Annotated in this window: 16 protein-coding genes; 6 read left to right on the top strand and 10 right to left on the bottom strand. The window is 71.0% G+C overall.

Annotation, left to right across the window (positions count from 1 at the left end; all coding sequences use genetic code 11):
* Nucleotides 1-146: 146 nt before the first annotated feature.
* From ACZ4MH_RS05765 to ACZ4MH_RS05750, 4 genes are all read left to right on the top strand, one after another.
* Nucleotides 147-1268 carry an aliphatic sulfonate ABC transporter substrate-binding protein gene (locus tag ACZ4MH_RS05765; RefSeq protein WP_467754206.1) on the top strand — a complete coding sequence of 374 codons (1122 nt, stop codon included), beginning with the start codon at nt 147-149 and terminating at the stop codon, nt 1266-1268.
* Nucleotides 1269-1304: 36 nt separating this feature from the next.
* Nucleotides 1305-2108, top strand: a complete 804-nt coding sequence (locus ACZ4MH_RS05760; RefSeq protein ID WP_351598302.1) for an ABC transporter ATP-binding protein — start codon at nt 1305-1307, stop codon at nt 2106-2108.
* Nucleotides 2095-3021: an ABC transporter permease gene (locus tag ACZ4MH_RS05755; protein WP_351598305.1), complete on the top strand. Its 927-nt coding sequence runs from the start codon at nt 2095-2097 to the stop codon at nt 3019-3021. The genes ACZ4MH_RS05760 and ACZ4MH_RS05755 overlap by 14 nt, the downstream gene beginning before the upstream one ends.
* A gap of 83 nt (nt 3022-3104) precedes the next feature.
* The gene (locus tag ACZ4MH_RS05750) at nt 3105-3863 is read left to right on the top strand and encodes a sirohydrochlorin chelatase (protein ID WP_351598323.1); all 759 of its coding nucleotides are present in this window, start codon (nt 3105-3107) and stop codon (nt 3861-3863) included.
* Nucleotides 3864-3884: 21 nt separating this feature from the next.
* Here the strand turns inward: ACZ4MH_RS05750 and ACZ4MH_RS05745 are convergent, their stop codons facing one another.
* The 7 genes from ACZ4MH_RS05745 to ACZ4MH_RS05715 form a co-directional block, all read right to left on the bottom strand.
* Nucleotides 3885-4691 carry a pentapeptide repeat-containing protein gene (locus ACZ4MH_RS05745; RefSeq protein ID WP_351598307.1) on the bottom strand — a complete coding sequence of 269 codons (807 nt, stop codon included), beginning with the start codon at nt 4689-4691 and terminating at the stop codon, nt 3885-3887.
* Nucleotides 4692-4785: 94 nt separating this feature from the next.
* The gene (locus tag ACZ4MH_RS05740) at nt 4786-5949 is read right to left on the bottom strand and encodes an aldose epimerase family protein (protein ID WP_351598310.1); all 1164 of its coding nucleotides are present in this window, start codon (nt 5947-5949) and stop codon (nt 4786-4788) included.
* Between the two features lie 35 nt (nt 5950-5984).
* Nucleotides 5985-7217, bottom strand: a complete 1233-nt coding sequence (mmsB, locus tag ACZ4MH_RS05735) for a multiple monosaccharide ABC transporter permease (protein WP_351598313.1) — start codon at nt 7215-7217, stop codon at nt 5985-5987.
* Between the two features lie 8 nt (nt 7218-7225).
* Nucleotides 7226-8761: a multiple monosaccharide ABC transporter ATP-binding protein gene (mmsA, locus tag ACZ4MH_RS05730; protein WP_351598326.1), complete on the bottom strand. Its 1536-nt coding sequence runs from the start codon at nt 8759-8761 to the stop codon at nt 7226-7228.
* 38 nt (nt 8762-8799) lie between these two features.
* Nucleotides 8800-9903: a multiple monosaccharide ABC transporter substrate-binding protein gene (gene chvE / locus ACZ4MH_RS05725; protein ID WP_351598316.1), complete on the bottom strand. Its 1104-nt coding sequence runs from the start codon at nt 9901-9903 to the stop codon at nt 8800-8802.
* A 78-nt stretch (nt 9904-9981) separates the two neighbouring features.
* A complete protein-coding gene (locus ACZ4MH_RS05720) occupies nt 9982-10971 on the bottom strand; it encodes a zinc-dependent alcohol dehydrogenase (protein WP_467754163.1) in 990 nt (329 codons plus the stop codon).
* Nucleotides 10968-12128 carry a mandelate racemase/muconate lactonizing enzyme family protein gene (locus ACZ4MH_RS05715; RefSeq protein WP_351598769.1) on the bottom strand — a complete coding sequence of 387 codons (1161 nt, stop codon included), beginning with the start codon at nt 12126-12128 and terminating at the stop codon, nt 10968-10970. The genes ACZ4MH_RS05720 and ACZ4MH_RS05715 overlap by 4 nt, the downstream gene beginning before the upstream one ends.
* Nucleotides 12129-12382: 254 nt before the next feature.
* Between ACZ4MH_RS05715 and ACZ4MH_RS05710 the strand changes: the two genes are divergently transcribed.
* Together ACZ4MH_RS05710 and ACZ4MH_RS05705 are read left to right on the top strand one after the other, a co-directional pair.
* Nucleotides 12383-14917: an alpha-L-arabinofuranosidase C-terminal domain-containing protein gene (locus tag ACZ4MH_RS05710; RefSeq protein ID WP_351598767.1), complete on the top strand. Its 2535-nt coding sequence runs from the start codon at nt 12383-12385 to the stop codon at nt 14915-14917.
* Nucleotides 14918-14946: 29 nt separating this feature from the next.
* Entirely contained in the window at nt 14947-16008 is a 1062-nt protein-coding gene (locus tag ACZ4MH_RS05705; RefSeq protein ID WP_351598765.1) for a glycoside hydrolase family 43 protein, read from the top strand.
* Here ACZ4MH_RS05705 and ACZ4MH_RS05700 read toward each other — a convergent pair.
* From ACZ4MH_RS05700 to ACZ4MH_RS05690, 3 genes are all read right to left on the bottom strand, one after another.
* Nucleotides 16005-17024, bottom strand: a complete 1020-nt coding sequence (locus ACZ4MH_RS05700) for a LacI family DNA-binding transcriptional regulator (RefSeq protein ID WP_467754160.1) — start codon at nt 17022-17024, stop codon at nt 16005-16007. The genes ACZ4MH_RS05705 and ACZ4MH_RS05700 overlap by 4 nt on opposite strands.
* A 145-nt stretch (nt 17025-17169) precedes the next feature.
* A complete protein-coding gene (locus tag ACZ4MH_RS05695; RefSeq protein WP_351598761.1) occupies nt 17170-18372 on the bottom strand; it encodes a S8 family peptidase in 1203 nt (400 codons plus the stop codon).
* A 277-nt stretch (nt 18373-18649) separates the two neighbouring features.
* On the bottom strand, nt 18650-19951 hold the full coding sequence (locus ACZ4MH_RS05690) for an ABC transporter substrate-binding protein (protein WP_351598773.1): 1302 nt from the start codon (nt 19949-19951) through the stop codon (nt 18650-18652).
* Nucleotides 19952-19968: the final 17 nt, after the last annotated feature.

Below are 19968 nucleotides of genomic sequence, written 5' to 3'. Positions count from 1 at the left end.
GCAGGGCGGAGTCGGCCGATGTGTGCGCTGACCCCGCTCCGCTCCGCCCTGCCCGCAGAACCCTTCCGAAGATCACCTGACCTGCCGGGCGCGCCCTAGACGAGGGCGCGTACCGCCCCGGCCCACCGAGAGGAACCCCTCCCGTGCTGCCTGCCGCTCGCCCCCGACGCCCCGCCCGCCGCCTGCTGGCGGCCGCCGCCACCGTGCCCCTGCTGATCGGAGTGCTGGGGGCCTGCGGTTACGGGTCCAAGGCACCCAAGAGCACCAAGCCGGTGGCCGCGAAGGGCCCGAAGACCGACGGCCTGGGCTCGGTACGGATCGGGTACTTCGGGAACGTCACGCACGCGACGCCGATGGTGGACCGGCAGAAGGGCTTCGTCCAGAAGGAACTGGGCGGCACGCAGGTCAAGCCGTACATCTTCAACGCGGGTCCGTCGGAGATCGAGGCGCTGAACTCGGGGACCATCGACATCGGCTGGATCGGCCCGTCGCCCGCGATCAACGGGTACGTGCAGTCGCACGGCAAGAACCTGAAGATCATCGGCGGCTCGTCCTCCGGCGGCGTCTCGCTCGTGGTGAACCCGAAGAAGATCAAGTCCCTGAAGGACCTGAAGGGCAAGCGGATCGCCACCCCGCAGCTCGGCAACACCCAGGACGTCGCGCTCCTGAACTACCTGCACGAGAAGGGTTACCAGGTCGACCCGGACACCGGGAAGGGCGAGGTCGGGGTCCTCCGGCAGGACAACAAGGAGATCCCGAACACCTTCCGGCAGGGCGGCGTGGACGGCGCGTGGGTGCCCGAGCCGACCGCGTCCAAGCTGGTTGCCGAGGGCGGCCGCACGCTGCTGGACGAGAAGCAGGTCTGGAAGGACGGCAAGTTCGTCATCACGAACATGATCGTCTCCCAGAAGTTCCTCAAGGAGCACCCCAAGGCCGTCGAGGCGGTCCTGCGCGGCTCCGTGAAGACCAACGACTGGATCAAGGGCCACCCGGGCGAGGCCGCCCAGGCGGTCAACGCCTCGCTCGCCGACCCCAAGGTGTCCGGCACCCGGCTGCCGGACAAGGTGCTCAACTCCGCCTTCCGTAACGTCGAGGTCACCGACGACCCGCTGGCCTCCACCCTCAAGGACGAGGCGCAGCACGCGGTCACGTCCGGGCTGCTCAAGAAGCCCGACCTGCACGGCATCTACGACCTGCGGCTGCTCAACAAGGTCCTCAAGGGCGAGGGCAGGCCCCCGGTCGGCGCCGCCGGACTCGGCGCGCAGTAACCGATCGATCCGCACGGTTCCCAGGAGGTGACACCGATGACGACCCCTACCCTCAGCCAGCAGGCCGCCACGGCCGGCATGGACGCGACGACGTCCTACGCGGCGCGTATCGACCACGTCTCGAAGTCCTTCGGCCGCCCCGGCGCGCAGCAGCACGTACTGGACGACATCACGGTCGATGTCGCGCCGGGCGAGTTCGTCTGCCTCCTGGGCGCGTCGGGCTGCGGCAAGTCCACGCTGCTCAACCTCGTCGCCGGGCTCGACCGGCCGACCGCCGGGACCATCGACGTGCCCGGCAGCCGCCCCGCCCTGATGTTCCAGGAGCACGCGCTCTTCCCCTGGCTCACCGCCGGCAAGAACATCGAACTGGCGCTGAAGCTGCGCGGGTTGCCGCGCGCCGACCGCCGCGACGAGGCCGAACGGCTGCTGGAGCTGGTACGGCTGAAGGGCGCGTACGGCAAGCGGGTGCACGAGCTGTCCGGCGGCATGCGGCAGCGGGTCGCGATGGCCCGCGCGCTCGCCCAGGACAGCGGGCTGCTGCTGATGGACGAGCCGTTCGCCGCGCTGGACGCCATCACCCGTGACGTGCTGCACGACGAGCTGACCCGCATCTGGGAAGAGACGAACCTCTCCGTCCTCTTCGTCACGCACAACGTCCGCGAGGCCGTACGGCTCGCGCAGCGCGTCGTACTGCTGTCCTCGCGGCCCGGGCGGATCGCCCGGGAGTGGACCGTGGACATTCCGCAGCCGCGCCGCATCGAGGACGTCGCCGTCGCCGAGCTCTCCGTAGAGATCACCGAACAGCTCCGTGGGGAGATCCGCCGCCATGGCCAGCACTGAGACCACCACCGACACCCGCAACCCGGCCGACGCCAAGGCGGCGGGCGCGCGCGGGGCCGAGACCGCGGGCCTGGAGGCCGGGCTGGACGCGCTGGAGACGAAGGTCGTCAGCCGCCCGCCCGTGCTGCGCACGCTGCTCTCCAAGGTCGTGCCACCCGTCGTCGCCGTCCTGATCGTGCTGGCCCTGTGGCAGCTCGCCTACCACTTCGAGGTCAAGCCGCACTACCAGCTGCCCAGTCCCGTGGACGTATGGGGTTCGGTGCGGGAGAAGTGGCTGGAGGGCACGCTCCTCGGCTACGTATGGCAGTCCGTCTCGCGCGGCGCGCTCGGCTTCGCCGCCTCGCTGGTCATCGGCACGCCGCTGGGCCTGCTGGTGGCCCGGGTCCGCCCGGTGCGCGCGGCGATCGGCCCGATCCTCTCCGGCCTGCAGTCGCTGCCGTCGGTGGCCTGGGTGCCCGCCGCGATCATCTGGTTCGGCATCACCGATGCCACGATCTACGCGGTCGTGCTGCTGGGAGCCGTGCCCTCCATCGCCAACGGCCTGATCTCGGGCGTGGACCAGATCCCGCCGCTCTTCCTGCGCGCGGGCCGCACGATCGGCGCGACCGGGATGCGGGGCGTACGGCACGTGCTGCTGCCCGCCGCGCTGCCCGGGTACCTCTCGGGGCTCAAGCAGGGCTGGGCGTTCTCCTGGCGCTCGCTGATGGCCGCCGAGCTGATCGCCACCTCGCCGGACCTGGGCGCGGGCCTGGGCCAGCTGCTGGACCAGGGCCGGGTCGGCTCGGACATGTCCCTCGTGCTCGCCGCGATCCTGCTCATCCTGGTCGTCGGCATCGGCATCGAGCTGCTGATCTTCGCCCCCGTCGAGCGCCGCGTGCTGCGCAGCCGCGGACTGCTCCCCAACGCCCGCTGACGCCCCCGCCGAACGGAACCGCCATGCGCCCCCACCTGCTCGCCCCCACCCCCGGCACCGCCTCGGCCGCCGGGCGGTGCGGGCTGCGCGAACGGCCGGCGCTGCTGGTCGTCGCGCACGGCAGCCGGGACCCGCGGCACGCGGCGACCGTCGGCGCGCTGTGCGAGCGGGTCCGGGCGCTCCACCCGGAGCTGCGCGTCGAGGTCGGCTATCTGGACTTCAACGCGCCGAGCGTGCCGCAGGTGCTGGAGCGGCTGCACGCGGACGGCGTACGGGAGGTGGTGGCGCAGCCGCTGCTGCTCAACCGCGCCTTCCACGCCAAGACCGACATCCCCTCGGTGCTGCGCGAGGCCTGCGCGCGGCTGCCCCGGCTGACCGTCCAGCAGGCGGCTGTACTCGGTCCGGCGCCGCTGCTGATGGGCGCGCTGGAGCGGCGGCTCACCGAGGCGGGGCTCGCCCCCGCCGACCGTGCCTCGACCGGGGTCGTACTGGCCTCGGCGGGCTCTTCAGACCCGGAGGCGATCGCAGTGATCGCTGAAATCGCGCGGGAGTGGCGGCTCACCAGTGGTTGGTGTGCCGTGCGGCCTGCGTTCGCCTCCGCATCCCTTCCCCGTACGGAGGACGCCGTGCGGGAACTGCGGGCCGCGGGCGCCGCGCGGGTCGCCGTCGCGCCGTACGTCATCGCGCCGGGCCGGCTGCCGGACCGCATCGAGGCCGGGGCGCGGGAGGCGGGCGCCGAGCTGCTCGCCGACGTGCTGGGCCCGGCGCCGGAGCTGGCGCACCTGCTGGCGCTGCGGTACGCGGAGACGCTGCGGTGCCCGGCGCCGGCGCTGACGGCCTGAGGCCCGGCCCGCCGGACCGGCCTACCCCTGCCAGTGTGCGGGGCGGGCGAGTGAGGCGGGCAGTACGGTCCGCGCGTCTCCCTTGGCCGCGTTCAGCTGCGCCTGGGTGAGGAAGACGGCGCCGGTCAGGTCGGCGCCGCTGAGGTCCGCGTCCCGGAGGTCCGCGCCTATCAGGTCGGCCGAGCGCAGGTCGGCGCCGGTGAGGTCGGCGGCCACCAGACAGGCGCCGCGCAGGCCGGCGCCCTTGAGGTTCGCGCCCGGCAGCCGGGCGCCGAAGAGGTCGGCGCCGCGGTGGTTCCGCTTCTTGCCGGGTACGGCGTTCCGTACCAGCTCCCCGGCCTGTACGAGCAGCCCGTTGACCTCCTGGCGGACCGCCTCGGTGTCCAGCTCCGCCAGTACGTCGGCGGGGCTGAGCGTGAGCCGTTCCAGGTCCGCCAGCGCCGTGCGGAGCCCGTCGTGCACGGGCCGCGCCTCGGGCCGGTCCAGCGCCTCGGTCACGTACGCGAGCAGTTCGTGCAGCTGCCGCATCACGGGGAAGACGGCGAACATCCGGCGGGCGGTGCCCGGGGCCTGCCGCCAGTCCTGTCCTCCGAAGGTCACCTGCGAGACCTGCTGCCCGGCGCCGAAGCAGTCGAAGACCGTACAGCCGCGGAAGCCCTTGTCACGCAGCTGTGCGTGGATGCCGCAGCGGAAGTCGGCCCGGAGGTTGGCGCAGGGTGTCCCGGCGTCCTTGTCCACCGCGAAGTCGTTCGACGCGGCGAAGGGCAGCGCGACGCAGCACAGGCCGAAGCACTGTGCGCAGTCCGCCTTGAGGTCGGCTGGGGGCATCCGGTTCGTTCTCCTGCCATGGGGACGGGCGCGGCTCGCTGCCGCGCCCGCGTCGAACTGCCATTCTCCCCGATGGCCCCCGTCTCAGCGCACCTCAGCGCACCCCGAAGTGGTGCACGGTCGTCGTCCGGTAGGTCTGCCCCGGGCGCAGCACGGTGGCCGGGAAGGACGGCCGGTTCGGCGAGTCGGGGAAGTGCTGGGTCTCCAGGCAGAGGCCGTCGCCCTGCCGGTAGAGCGCGCCCGAGGTGCCGCGCAGGGCCCCGTCCAGCCCGTTGCCGCTGTAGAACTGCACGCCGGGTTCGGTGGTGGCGATGTCCATGACGCGGCCGGACGCCGGGTGGGCCAGGGTCACCGCGTGCTCGGGAGTGGCCGTCACACCCTTGTCCAGCGCGAAGTTGTGGTCGTAGCCGCCGCCGAAGGCGAGCTGCTGATCGCCCTGGCGGATGTCCTGGCCGATCGGCTTGGCCCGCCGGAAGTCGAAGGGCGTGCCCGCGACCTTCGGCAGCGCGCCGGTCGGGATCAGTGTGTCGTCGACGGGCGTGTACCGGGAGGCCGCGATCCGCAGGGTGTGGCCAAGGACGTCGCCGCTGCCCTCGCCCGCCAGGTTGAAGTAGGTGTGGTTGGTGAGGTTGACGACGGTGGCCCGGTCCGTCGTGGCCTCGTACGCGATGCGCAGGTCGCCGCGGCGGTCGAGGACGTAGTCGACGCGGACGGCCAGGGTGCCGGGGTAGCCCATCTCACCGTCCGGACTGACGCGCCGCAGGGTGAGACCGGTGCCGTCCCCGCCGACGTACGGCTCGACGTCCCACACCCGCTTGTCGAAGCCCTTGTCGCCGCCGTGCAGGCTGTTCGGGCCGTCGTTGACCGGCAGCTGGTACGTCCGGCCGTCGAGGGTGAAGGTGCCGCGGGCGATGCGGTTGCCGTACCGGCCGATGAGGGCGCCGAAGTACGTTCCGGCGGTGAGGTAGGGGGCGAGTTCGCCGAAGCCGAGCGACACATTGGCCCGGCGGCCGTGGCGGTCGGGAAGCTCCAGGGTCTGGACGATGCCGCCGTAGGACAGCACGCCCAGCCGGGTGGCGCCGTTCTCCACGGTCCAGCGGTCGACGCGGGTGCCGTCCGGGAGGGTGCCGAAGTGTTCCTTGCGCGGGCGGCCGCCTCGTGCGGCGGGCGCCGCGGCGGCGGCCGGTCCGGCGCCGACGGCGGTCGCCGCCAGTCCGGCCGCCGCCGCGGCCATCACGGTACGTCTGCTGGTCGTCATGCGCGCTCTCCTCGTGTGGTCGGGCTCCTGGGCCATCAGGAACCGGCCTTGCGCTTGTTGTAGATGTCGAAGCCGACGGCGGCGAGCAGCACCAGGCCCTTGATGACCTGCTGGTAGTCCGTGCCGATACCGACGAGCGACATGCCGTTGTTCAGGACGCCGAGCACGAGGCCGCCGATCATGGCACCCATGACCGTGCCGACGCCGCCGCTCATCGAGGCGCCGCCGATGAACGAGGCGGCGATCGCCTCCAGTTCGAAGTTCAGGCCGGCCTGCGTGGTGCCCGCGTTCAGCCGCGCCGCGTACACGCAGCCCGCAAGCGCCGCCAGTACGCCCATGTTCACGAACACCAGGAAGGTGACGCGCTTGTCCTTCACGCCCGACAGCTTCGCCGCCGCCTTGTTGCCGCCCAGCGCGTACACATGGCGGCCGACCACGGCGTTGCGCATGACGTAGCCGAGGGCGAGGAGCAGTGCGCACATCACGAGCATCACCACGGGCACGCCGTGGAAGCTCGCCAGGGTCAGCGTGAAGGCGACGACGGCCGCCGTGAGCGCGACGCACTTCGTGGCCCACAGCCCGGTCGGCAGCACGTCGAGGTCCAGGGCGAGCTGGCGGCGCCGGTCCCGCCACTCGCGCAGCAGCAGGAACACCACGGTGACCAGGCCGATGACGAGGGTGGGGTTGTGGTACTGGGTGTACGGGCCCATCTCCGGGATGAAGCCCTTGGCGAGGCCCTGGAAGCCCTCGGGGAACGGGGCGAGGGACTGGCCGCCGAGGACGATCTGCGTCAGGCCGCGGAAGAGCAGCATGCCGGCCAGCGTGACGATGAAGGAGGGGATGCCGACGTAGGCGATGAAGAATCCCTGCCACGCGCCCGCGACCGCGCCGATCAGCAGCGAGATCACCAGCGCGAGCACCCAGGGCATCTTCTGTTCGACCATCATCACCGCCGACATGGCGCCGACGAAGGCGACCAGTGAGCCGACGGACAGGTCGATGTGGCCCGCGATGATGACGATCATCATGCCCATGGCCAGGATCAGGATGTAGCTGTTCTGCTGGATCAGGTTGGAGACGTTGTTCGGCAGCAGCAGCGTGCCGTCGGTCCATATCTGGAACAGCACGACGATGAAGGCCAGCGCGGTGAGCATGCCGTACTGGCGCATGTTGTTCCGCACGCTCTGCAGCAGCACCGCGCCGGCCGACCGGACGGTGGCCGGGACCGCGGGGTCGGAGTCCGTGGGCGGGGTGGTCGTGGTGGTCATGGCGGGCCTCAGCTTCTGTTCTTGGTCATCTGGCGCATCAGGACTTCCTGGGTGGCGTCCGCCCGGGCGACCTCACCGGTCAGCCGGCCCTCGGCCATGGTGTAGATCCGGTCGCACATCCCGAGCAGCTCCGGCAGTTCGGAGGAGATGAAGAGGACCGCCTTGCCCTGTGCCGCGAGCCGGTCGATGACGGTGTAGATCTCGTACTTGGCGCCGACGTCGATGCCGCGGGTCGGCTCGTCGAGGATCAGCACCTCGGGGTCGGCGTGGATCCACTTGCTGAGCACGACCTTCTGCTGGTTGCCGCCGGAGAGCCGCCCCACCTGCTCGAAGACCGTGGGCGCCTTGATGTTCATCGAGGTGCGGTAGCGCTCGGCGACGGACCGCTCGTGGTGTTCGTCCACGGCGCCCCGGCGCGTCATGCCGCGCAGCGAGACCAGCGAGACGTTGCGGTGGATGGTGTCGATGAGGTTCAGGCCGTACTGCTTGCGGTCCTCGGTGACATACGCGATCCCGGCGGCGATGGCAGCGGGCACGGTGGCCGTGTTCACCTCGCGCCCGCCGACCGTGACCGTCCCGGCCTCGTGTATCCCGTACGAGCGGCCGAAGACGGACATCGCCAGTTCGGTGCGGCCCGCGCCCATCAGGCCCGCGATGCCGACGATCTCGCCGCGCCGTACGGTCAGCGACGCGCCGTCGACGACCTTGCGGGCCCGGTCGACCGGGTGCCGCACGGTCCACTCCCGTACGGTCATGGCGATCTCCCCGGCGTCCGCGCCCTCGTACGCGGTGCGGTCGGGGAAGCGGTGGTCCAGGTCGCGCCCGACCATGCCGCGGATGATGCGGTCCTCGGGCAGCTCCGGCTGGGCCTCCGGGCTCTCCCGCACGGGCAGCGTCTCGATGGTGCGGCCGTCGCGCAGGATCGTCACCGCGTCGGCGATCTCCCGGATCTCGTTCAGCTTGTGGGAGATGATGATGCAGGCGATGCCCTGGTCGCGCAGCTCGCGGATCAGGGCCAGCAGGGTGGCGCTGTCCTCGTCGTTGAGGGCCGCGGTCGGCTCGTCGAGGATGAGCAGCCGCACCTCCTTCGACAGCGCCTTGGCGATCTCGACGAGCTGCTGCTTGCCGACGCCGATGTCGGCGACGGGGGTCTGCGGGTTCTCGCGCAGCCCGACCCGCTTGAGCAGCTTGGCGGCGCCGCTGAGGGTGGTGGGCCAGTCGATGATGCCGCGCCGGCCCTGCTCGTTGCCGAGGAAGATGTTCTCGGCGATCGACAGGAAGGGGATGAGCGCCAGCTCCTGGTGGATGATGACGATGCCGCGCCGCTCGCTGGCGTTGATGTCCTTGAAGGCCACCGGCTCGCCCTCGAAGCGGATCTCGCCCTCGTAGCTGCCGTGCGGGTGCACCCCGCTGAGGACCTTCATCAGCGTCGACTTGCCCGCGCCGTTCTCCCCGCAGATGGCGTGGATCTCGCCGGCCCGCACGGTCAGGGTCACCTCGGAGAGGGCGGTGACGCCGGGAAAGGTCTTGGTGATGCCGCGCATCTCCAGCACGGGACGCGCCGAGGTGGCGTCACGGCCCGTCACTTGAGCTGTCCCGTGGTGAAGTACCCCTCGTCCACGAGGAGCCGGGTGTTGGACTTGTCGACGGAGACCGGGTCGAGGAGGTAGGCCGGGACGATCCGCTTGCCGTTGTCGTAGTCCTTGGTGTTGTTGACCTCCGGCTTCTTGCCGGTGAGCACCGCGTTGCCCATCTGGACGGCCTGCTTGGCGAGCTTGCGGGTGTCCTTGAACACCGTCTGGGTCTGCTCGCCCCGGGCGATGGACTTCACCGAGGCCAGTTCGGCGTCCTGGCCTGTGACGACCGGCAGGTCATCGCCGCGGTAACCGGCGCTCTTCAGCGCGGAGATGATGCCCAGCGACATCCCGTCGTAGGGCGAGAGGACCGCGTCGACCTTCTCGTCGCCGTAGCTCTTGCTGATGAGGTCGTCCATGCGCTTCTGCGCGATGCCGCCGTTCCAGTCCTGCGTGGTCGCCTGGTTCATCTGCGTCTGCTTGCTGCGCACGACGAGCTGGCCGGAGTCGAAGTAGGGCTTGAGGACCTTCATGGCCCCGCCCCAGAAGTACTTCGTGTTGTTGTCGTTCGGCGAGCCGGCGAACAGTTCGATGTTGTAGTGCTCGCCCGCGTTCTTGTCGGGCTTCTTGAGCTTCAACTGATCGAGTATGTACTGGCCTTGGAGGCGGCCGACCTTCTCGTTGTCGAAGGACGCGTAGTAGTCGACGTACGGCGTGCCCAGGATGAGCCGGTCGTACGAGATCACGCGGATGCCCGCGTCGTGCGCGCGCTGGAGGACCTCGGTGAGCGCGGAGCCGTTGATCGCCGCGACCACCAGCAGCCGGTGGCCCTTGGTGATCATGTTCTCGATCTGCGCGACCTGGTTCTCGACCTTGTCGTCGCCGTACTGGAGGTCGGTCTTGTACCCGGCCTTCCGGAACTGCTCGGCCATGTTCTTGCCGTCGGCTATCCACCGCTCGGAGGACTTGGTGGGCATCGCCAGGCCGATGGTGCCGCCCTTGCCCGCTTCGGGCCGGTAGCGGCTGCCGCCACGGGCTTCCTGGCCACAGGCGGTGAGCGAGCCGATGAGGAGGACGGCGGCCAGGGCGGCGGCTCGTCTGCGGGTGGGCATGGGTGGGGTTCCCTTCCGATGGTGGTGCGGAGCACGCCGGTGAGCCCGGCTGCCGGGCGGGGACCGGAGCGGCCGCGCTTACGGGTGCAGCAGTACCTTCCCGGCGCCGGGCGCCATCGCCTCCGCGAAGCCCTCCAGCGGCAGGCGGTGGGTGACCAGCGGCAGCAGGTCCAGCAGCCCGGCGTCGAAGGCGCGTACGGCGTGGGCCCAGGCGGCGGGCGGAGCGCCGAAGACGGTGCGCACCTCGGTCTGGCGCACCACCAGGTCGGTGGGGTCCAGGCCGGCCGCGCCCGGCGCCGGGAGGCCGGTGAGGACCAGCCGGCCGCCGCGGCGGAGCAGCCCGGCCGCCGTGCGGGCCGCGTCGGCGGAGCCCGCGGCCTCGATGACGACGTCGAAGTCGTCGGGCGCCGGCTCGTCGGCGGTACGGAAGGACGTCGCGCCGAAGTCGTACGCGAGCTTCTCCCGGTCCCGGCCGATGCCGACGACCAGCAGCTCGGCGGGCGATGCCGCGGCCAGGAACTGTACGGCGATCATGCCGAGCGTGCCCGTGCCGACCACCGCCACCCGCTCCCCCGGCCGCGCCTCCGCCTTCAGCGCCGCGGCGGCGACGCAGGCGGCGGGCTCCAGGAGCGCGGCGGCCGTGAGGTCGGCGCCGTCGGCCAGCGGGTGCAGCAGTCGGGCGGGCAGCAGCAGCGTGTCGGCCATCGCGCCGGGCTGGGTGAACCCGGTCTCCTCGTACCCGGCCGTGCACAGCGTCGTCTCGCCCGCGTGGCAGCGGGCGCACACCTGGCAGTTGCGGAAGCCCTCGCCGACGGTCTTCCGGCCGATGAGGGCCTCCGGTACGCCCTCGCCGACCGCCTCGACCGTGCCGGACCACTCGTGCCCGGGGATCACCGGGTACCGCACGTACCCGGCCGGGCGCGTGCCCTGGTACAGCTCGCGGTCGCTGCCGCAGACGCCGGACGCGTGCACCCGGATGCGGGCCTCGCCGGGGCCGGGATCGGCCGGGGCCGCGTCGACGATGCGGTACGCGCCGGGCGCGTCCAGGACGAGCGCGCGGCCGGTCACCGGTCCGTCCCGGCGGGGGCGCGCTTCTCCCAGCCCTCGGCCCAGAGGTCGAACCGGGCCTGCTGCTGCGGGAATTCGGCGGCCGCTTCGGTGTCCAGCTCGACGCCCAGGCCCGGCGCGTCGGGCAGCGCGAAGTAGCCGTCGACGACCTGCGGGGCGCCCTTGACCACCTTCTTGATCTCCGCGTCGGCGAAGTCGTTGAAGTGCTCCAGGATCTTGAAGTTCGGGGTGCAGCCGGCGACCTGGAGGGAGGCGGCGGTGAGCACGGAGCCGCCGACGTTGTGCGGCGCGATCAGTGTGTAGTGGGTCTCGGCGGTGGCGGCGAGCTTGCGGGTCTCCAGGATGCCGCCGAGGTGGCCGACGTCGGGCTGGATGATGTCGACGGCCTGCGACTCGAACAGCTCGCGGAACTCGATGCGGTCGTGGATGCGCTCGCCGGTGGCGACGGGGATGTCCACCTTGGCGGCGACCTTGCTGAGCGCCTTGAGGTTCTCCGGCGGTACCGGCTCCTCCAGCCAGGCGGGCTTGAAGGGCGCCATCTCGTGCGCGAGCCGGACGGCGGTGGCCGGGCTGAACCGGCCGTGCATCTCCAGCATCAGTTCCCGCTCGGGACCGATCGCGTCGCGTACCGCCTCGATCAGCGAGACCGCGTACACGGTCTGCTCGTGGTCGAGTTCGAAGTGCCCGGTGCCGAACGGGTCGATCTTCAGCGCCCGGTAGCCGCGCTCGACGACCGCCTGGGCGGCCTTGTGGTACGCCTCCGGGGTGCGCTCGGTGGTGTACCAGCCGTTGGCGTACGCCTTGACCTTGTCGGTGACCTTGCCGCCCAGCAGCTGCCAGACGGGCACCCCCAGCGCCTTGCCCTTGATGTCCCAGCAGGCCATCTCCACGCAGGCGATGCCGGACATCACGATCTCGCCGGCCCGCCCGTAGTCGCCGTACTTCATGCGGCGCACCAGGTCCTCCACGGCGAACGGGTCGGAGCCCGCGATGTGGTTGGCCTCCGCCTCGCGGAGGTAGCCGAGGAGCGCGTCGGTGTGGCCGAGCATGCGGGTCTCGCCGACGCCGGTGAGGCCCTCGTCGGTGTGGACCTGGACGTAGGTCAGGTTGCGCCAGGGCGTCCCGACGACATGAGTGGTGATTCCGGTGATGCGCACGGGAGGTGCCCCTTCGCGGCTCGCGGTGTCCTTGCTGCTTCGCGTTCGAAATTTCGTCACACGTTCGAAATGCTGCGAGATAGGTAATGCCACGACGGGAGCGGTGTCAACGGTCCCCGCACGGATTTCGCGTGCGCATTCAGAGGTGTTGACGGGGCGACAGGTCGGACGCGATCCTCACTGGGCGATATCCCGAGCATTGTCCGATATCTCGAACAGCCCGTTCCTTCGAACAGTCCGTCAAGGAGCGCACGATGCCCACCACGGCACCCTCTCCCGCATCCGCGAATTCACGGCCCCGGTCGCGAAGACGCGGCCGCCTCGCCCTCCTCACCGGAGCCCTGGTCGCCGCGCTCGCGGCGCCCGCCCTCGCCGCTTCCCCGGCGGCGGCGGACGTCACCGACTACACCCTGAACGTCGACTCCGCCCGCCAGGGCCCGGCCATCGACGACACCATGTACGGCGTCTTCTTCGAGGACATCAACCGGGCCGCCGACGGCGGTCTGTACGCCGAACTCCTGCAGAACCGCTCCTTCGAGTACGACCGCGCCGACAACGCCGCCTACACCCCGCTGACGTCCTGGAGTACGAGCGGCACCGCGAAGGTCGTGAACGACGACGGCCGGCTGAACGCGCGCAACCGCAACTACCTCTCCCTGGGCGGTAGTTCCTCCGTCACCAACTCCGGCTACGGCGGCGGCATCGCGGTGCGGAAGGGCGAGCGGTACGACTTCTCGGTCTGGGCCCGCACCGGCGAGGCGGCGGGCGCGCCGCTGACGCTCACCCTGCGGGACGCCTCGGGCGAGCTCGCCGCCGCCCGCCGCGTCACCGCGCGCGGCGGCTGGACGAAGTACGAGGCGGCCTTCACCGCCACCCGGACCTCCGCCACCGGCCGGCTCACCGTCGCCTCCGGCGCCCCCGTCGCACTCGACATGATCTCCCTCTTCCCCGGCGATACCTTCAAGCACCGCCCCAACGGCATGCGCAAGGACCTCGCCGAGAAGATCGCCGCCCTCCACCCCGGCTTCGTCCGCTTCCCCGGCGGCTGCCTGGTCAACACCGGCAGCCACGAGGGGTACGACGAGGCGTCCGGCTACCAGCGCAGGCGCTCGTACCAGTGGAAGGACACCGTCGGCCCCGTCGAGCAGCGCGCCACCAACGCCAACTTCTGGGGCTACAACCAGTCCTACGGCCTCGGCTACTACGAGTACTTCCAGTTCGCCGAGGACATCGGCGCGATGCCGCTGCCGGTGGTCCCCGCGCTGGTCACCGGGTGCGGCGAGAACAAGGTGACGGACGACCCTGCGCTGCTGAAGCGGCACGTCCAGGACACCCTGGACCTGATCGAATTCGCCAACGGCCCGGTGACCTCGGAGTGGGGCAAGAAGCGGGCCGCGATGGGCCACCCGAAGCCCTTCCACCTCACGCACCTGGAGGTGGGCAACGAGGAGAACGTCCCCGACGCGTTCTTCGCCCGCTTCAAGGAGTTCCGCGCCGCCATCGAGGCCAAGTACCCGGACGTCACCGTCATCAGCAACTCCGGGCCCGATGACAGCGGCACCACCTTCGACCGGGCCTGGCAGCTCAACCGTGACGCCAAGGTCGCCATGGTCGACGAGCACTACTACAACAGCCCGCAGTGGTTCCTGGAGAACAACGAGCGCTACGACTCCTACGACCGAGGCGGCCCCAAGGTCTTCCTCGGCGAGTACGCCTCCCAGGACAACCGCTTCGGCAACGCGCTGTCCGAGGCCGCGTTCATGACCGGCCTGGAACGCAACGCCGACGTCGTCAAGCTCGCCTCCTACGCCCCGCTGCTCGCCCGCACCGACTCCGTGCAGTGGCGCCCCGACATGATCTGGTTCGACGGCCAGAAGTCCTGGAGCTCGGCGAACTACGAGGTCCAGAAGCTGTTCATGAACAACGCCGGCGACCGCGTCGTCCCGAGCACCGCCTCCGGCACCCCGGCCACCACAGCCCCGATCACCGGCGCGATCGGCCTGTCCACCTGGGCGACCGGCGCCGCGTACGACGACGTGCAGGTCACCGGCGCGGACGGGAAGACGCTCTTCGGCGACGACTTCTCCGGCGGCGACAGCAAGTGGACCAAGGCGGCCGGGCGCGGCACGTGGCAGGTCGAGGACGGCGCGTACGTCCAGTCCGACGCCGCGGCCGAGAACACCCTCGTCACCGCGGGCGACCCCGGCTGGCAGAACTACGACCTGCACGTGAAGGCCACCAAGAAGTCCGGCAAGGAAGGCTTCATGGTCGCCTTCGGCGTCAAGGACACCGGCAACCACTACTGGTGGAACCTCGGCGGCTGGGGCAACACCCGCTCGGCCGTGGAGAAGACCACCGACGGCGCCAAGCAGACGCTGACCGAGGACGGCACGAAGATCGAGACCGGCCGGAGCTACGACCTGAAGGTGCAGGTCCGCGGGCGGCAGGTGACGCTGTACCTCGACGGCAAGAAGTGGGGCGGCTTCACCGACGACGCCAAGGCCGAGCCCTTCCGCCAGGTCGTGACGGAGGACAAGAAGACCGGCGAGCTGATCGTGAAGGTCGTCAACGCGCAGGACGCGGCCGCCCGGACGCGGATCGACCTCGGCGCGCGGAAGGTGGCGTCCACCGCCCGCCTCACCACGCTCCAGGGCGCCCCGGACGCGGTGAACACCGCCGACGAACAGCCGATCGCGCCCCGGCAGTCGACCCTGCGCGGCGTCGGCCGCCAGTTCACCCACACCTTCCCGGCCCACTCGGTCACGTTCCTCCGCATCAAGACCGGCTGACCCGCCCACCCGCCATGAAGGAGCACCGGATGTCCCGTACCGAACCGAGCCGCAGAGGCGTGCTGCTGGGCACGCTGGCCGTGACCGCGGCCGCCGGGCTGCCCGCCACGGCCGCCCACGCCGCGTCCGCCGGCCGCCACCGGCCCGCGGCGGCCTACCCGAACCCCCTGGTCAGGCAGCACGCCGACCCGCACATCCACCGCCACACCGACGGCTTCTACTACTTCACCGCGACCGTCCCGGAGTACGACCGCATCGTGCTGCGCCGGTCCCGTACGCTGCGCGGCCTGACGGACGCGCGCGAGAGCGTGCTGTGGCGCAAGCACACCACCGGCGAGATGGCCGCCCACATCTGGGCACCGGAGATCCACCACATCGACGGCCGCTGGTACGTCTACTTCGCGGCCGGCCGGTCCGACGACATCTGGAAGATCCGGATGTACGTCCTGGAGAACTCCCACCCGGACCCCTTCCAGGGAACCTGGGTCGAAAAGGGGCAGATCGCCACCGCCTGGGACACCTTCTCGCTGGACTCCTCCACCTTCACCCACCGCGGCCGGCGGTACCTGATCTGGGCCCAGCAGGAGCCGGGCATCGTCAACAACTCCAACGTCTACATCGCCCCGCTGGCCAACCCCTGGACGCTCGGCGGCCCGCCGGTGCGGCTCTCCTCGCCCACGCTGGAGTGGGAGACCCGCGGCTTCAAGGTCAACGAAGGCCCCTCGGTGCTCCAGCGCAACGGCCGGGTCTTCCTGACGTACTCCGCCAGCGCCACCGACAGCAACTACTGCATGGGGCTGCTCACCGCGGACGCGCGCGCCGACCTGCTGGACCCGGCCTCCTGGACCAAGTCGCCCGTACCGGTCTTCACCAGCAACGAGACCACCGGCCAGTACGGCCCGGGGCACAACTCCTTCACGGTCGCCGAGGACGGCCGCACCGACGTCCTCGTCTACCACGCCCGGCAGTACAAGGACATCACGGGCGACCCGCTGAACGACCCCAACCGGCACACCCGCGTCCAGCGGCTGGGCTGGCACGCGGACGGCACACCGGACTTCGGCGTGCCGGTCGCGGACACCGTCCGCTAGCGGGTCGTCAGGGTCGAGGCGCGGACCACCAGCTCCGGGGCGAGCACGACCTGCCGGTGTTCGTGGTCCGCAGCCCGGTCGCCGGTCTCCTCGATCAGCATCTCGGCCGCCGTCCGGCCCATGAGCCGGGCGGGCTGCCGTACGGAGGTGAGCGGCACGGCGGCGGCCGCGGCGAACTCGATGTCGTCGTACCCCACCAGGGCGATGTCGTCGGGGACCGCGAGGCCGGCGCTGTAGAGCGCCTGGAAGACGCCGAGCGCGAGCAGGTCGTTGGCGCAGAAGACCGCGGTCGGCCGGGGCGACATGCCCAGCAGCCGGGCGCCCGCGTCCCGGCCCGCCGCGACGTCCATCCGCTCCGCCTCGATGTGCCGCAGCGCCGACTCCGGCAGGCCGCTCTCGCGCAGCGCCTGGAGTGCCCCGGTACGCCGGTCCTGGCACTGGGTCAGGAACATCGGCCCGCTGACGTAGACCAGCCCCTCGTGGCCCTGTTCGACGAGGTGCCGGGCGGCCAGCGCGCCGCCGGCCACGTCGTCCACCGAGACCGAACAGCCCTCGGCGCTGCCGAGGACGCGGTCGACGAAGACGAGCGGGATGTTGCGGGGCCGGAAGCGCGCGAGCGTGCCGCCGGTCAGGTCGGCCGGCGTGATCAGCACGCCGCGCACCTGCTGCTCGGCGAAGAGGGAGAGGTACTCCGCCTCCTCGGCCGGGCTCTGGGCGCTGTTGCAGAGCATCACGCCCAGCCCCTCCTTGCGCGCGGCGCGCTCCGCGCCCGCCGCGACGTCGACGAAGAAGGGGTTGCCCATGTCGAGCACGAGCAGCGCGATGATCCGGCTGCGGCCCGCGCGCAGCTGGCGCGCCGACTCGCTGCGGACGTAGCCCAGCGCGGTGATGGCCGCCTGCACCCGCTCGCGGGTCTCCTTCGCGACCATGTCGGGACGGTTGATCACATTGGAGACCGTGCCGATGGAGACGCCTGCCTGGCGTGCGACATCCTTGATACCCACCGTGTGCGCCACACCCGCCATGCTACGCACTCCGCCTTTCCCGCTCGACGCCGCCGGCCGCCGCGCCCCGTGGGGGCGAGCGCGACGGCCGGCAGCTGTGCCCGGCGTTCCGATACCGGGCGGGTGTCGAGGGTTGCTCGCTCGACGTGTCGAGGGCTTACTCGACGATCTTCAGCAGCTTGTTCGGCGTGCCCTCACCCGGGTTGGAGATCTTGTCCGCGGTGGCACCGTCGGTCAGCGCCTTGGTGACGTCAGCGGGCTTGGCGTCCTGGTGACCTGCCAGGTAGACCGCGGCGGCGCCCACGACGTGCGGGGTGGCCATCGAGGTGCCCGAGATGGTGTTGGTGGCGTCGTCACCCTCGTTCCAGTCCGAGGTGATGTCGGTACCGGGGGCATAGATGTCGACGATGCTGCCGAAGTTGGAGTAGTCGGCCTGCTTGTCGTCCTTGTCGCTGGCGGCCACCGTGATGGCGTCCTTGACGCGGGACGGCGAGCCCTGGCCCGCGTCGGTGGACTCGTTGCCGGCCGCGACGCCGAAGGTGACACCGGAGTCGATGGCCTTCTGGACGGCCGCGTCGAGCGCCTCGTCGGCGCCGCCGCCGAGGGACATGTTGGCGACCGAGGGACCCTGGTGGTTCTTGGTGACCCAGTCGATGCCGGCCACGACCTGCTCGGTGGTGCCGGAGCCCTGGTCGTCCAGCACGCGGACGGCCACGATCTTGGCCTTCTTGGCGACGCCGTGCGCGGCACCGGCGATGGTCCCCGCGACGTGCGTGCCGTGGCCGTTGCCGTCGTCGGCGCTGTCGTCGTTGTCGACCGCGTCGAAGCCGGAGGACGCGCGGCCCTCGAAGTCCTTGTGCGTGGTGCGCACGCCGGTGTCGATGACGTACGCGGTGACGCCCTCACCCGCGCTGTCCGGGTAGTTGTACTTGCTGTCGCCCGCGGTGTCCTCCTGGTCGATGCGGTCCAGACCCCACGACGGCGGGTTGTCCTGGGTGGCGTCGATGGAGAACTTCTTGTTCTGGACGACCTTGTCGACGGCCGGGTCGGCGGCGAGCCGCTTGGCCTCGGTCTCGTTCAGGCCGGTGGCCGAGAAGCCCTCCAGGGCCGCGCTGTAGTTGCGCTTGACCTTGCCGCCGTACTCCGCGGCGAGGTCCTTGTTCTCGGCCGTGCGGGCCTGGTCCTTGAGCATGACGATGTAGCTGCCGCTGACGGCGGACTTGGCGCTCGCGCCGTAGATCTTGCCCTCTGCGGGGGTGGCGTCGGCGGTGACCGCGGTGACGGCCGCGATGCCGGTCGCGGCGACGACGGCGGTTATGCCGGTGATCAGCCGCTTCTTGCTGGAACGCTTGTGAGCCATAGCGAGGGTTCTCCTCGTTTGGTGGTGTGGGGGGAAAGCGTTGCGTTGTGGCCCGGCCGCACGAGAAAATCTGCGGCGGGCTGGCTCGAAACCCTGACTGATTGACGCGTCCAATTCAAGACTCCCCCGCGGGTGTGACATAGGCAACAACCTTACAAAAATGCAAATACCGTCACACCCGGTCAAATTGAGCGCTTGAGTTGACTCTGGTTGCCTCAACTCCCGTCACATTGCGGCAACATGGGGAAATAATCACCCTGCGAAACCCGTGCGTCGCTCAGCGCTGATAACGGGCGAGAACGAGATTTCCGTCGTCCACCAGCCGGCCGCGCAGCTCTTCCGAGCCGATCGCGCCGCTGTAGTACTCCTGCAGCCCCGGCGTGGCGATCTTGTCCTTCCACTCCGGATAACCGCGTACGGACTGCGCGGGCGCGGCCCGGAGCGTGCCGGCCAGCGCCGTCCCCGTGGCCCAGCCGTACTTCGCTTCTTTGAGCCGGTGATCGCGCAGTGCCTCGGTGCCCGTGGGCAGCATCCAGTCGCCGAGCGCCAGCCGCACCATGTTGTCCGGGCGCAGCAGGAAGGCGACGAACGCCATCGCCTCCTCCTTGCGCGGGCAGTCGGCGGCGATCGAGAGCGTCTGCGGGCTCACTCCCTGGGCGTGCGCGCTCCCTGAGGGCGCCGGCAGCACCGTCCACTCGAAGCCCTTGGGGGCTTGTTGAACGATCTGCTGCCGGTACGAGAAGCCGAGCGGCACCATCGCGTACCGCCCGGCGAAGAACCCGGGGAGCGTGTCCGAACCGCCCATGCCGAGCGTGCTGCGGGCCGCGCTGCCGTCGGCGTGCACCTGGTCGCGGACGGTCCGCGGCACGACCTGGTCGGCCGCGTCGAAGCGGACCTCGGAGCGGCCGTCGGCGCGGCGGTGGAAGAGCCGGCCGCCGGTCGACAGGGCGAGGTTCAGGGTCGCGGAGACCGGCTCCTTCAGGGGCCAGGCGACGCCGTACTGGCGCCCGTCCCGGCCTTCCCGGCCTTCCCGGGTCAGCCTTTCGGCCGCTGCCCGGAACTCGGCCCAGCTCCAGGGGCGCTCCGGTGTGGGCACGCGCACCCCGGACGCGGCGCGCAGCAGCTTCCGGTTGGCCATCAGGACGCGCGGCTCCTGGAGGAAGGGCACCCCGTAGACGCGCCCTTGGAACGTGCCGGTCCGCCAGCTGTGCCGCGGGATGTCGGCGGTGAGCCGGTCCGGCAGCAGTCCGGTGAGGTCGGCGAGGTAGCCGCCGTACGCGAAGTCGGCGAGGTCGTCGGAGGCGTCGTGGATGATGTCGGGCGCCTCGCCGCCCTCGAAGGCGGTCAGCAGCTGGTCGTGGACGGTGGGCCAGGCGCCCTGCACGTACTCGACGGGGCTGCGCGGGTGCTGCCGGTTCCACTCGGCGACCAGCGCCTTGTTGGCCCGTACGGACTCCGCCTGCCAGGCCAGCGACTGGAAGCGCAGGGGGCGGCGGGGGCCGGACGCCTTCGGACCGCTGGAGCAGGCGGTGGCGATGCCTACGGACGCGACGGCGCCCAGGAACGTGCGACGGCGCATCGGCGCGCGAACGGGCT

It is taken from the genome of Streptomyces sp. NPDC026301 (genome assembly GCF_055567935.1).
Note: the sequence above shows the minus strand (reverse complement) of the source record. Positions and strands in the feature narration are given on the sequence as shown.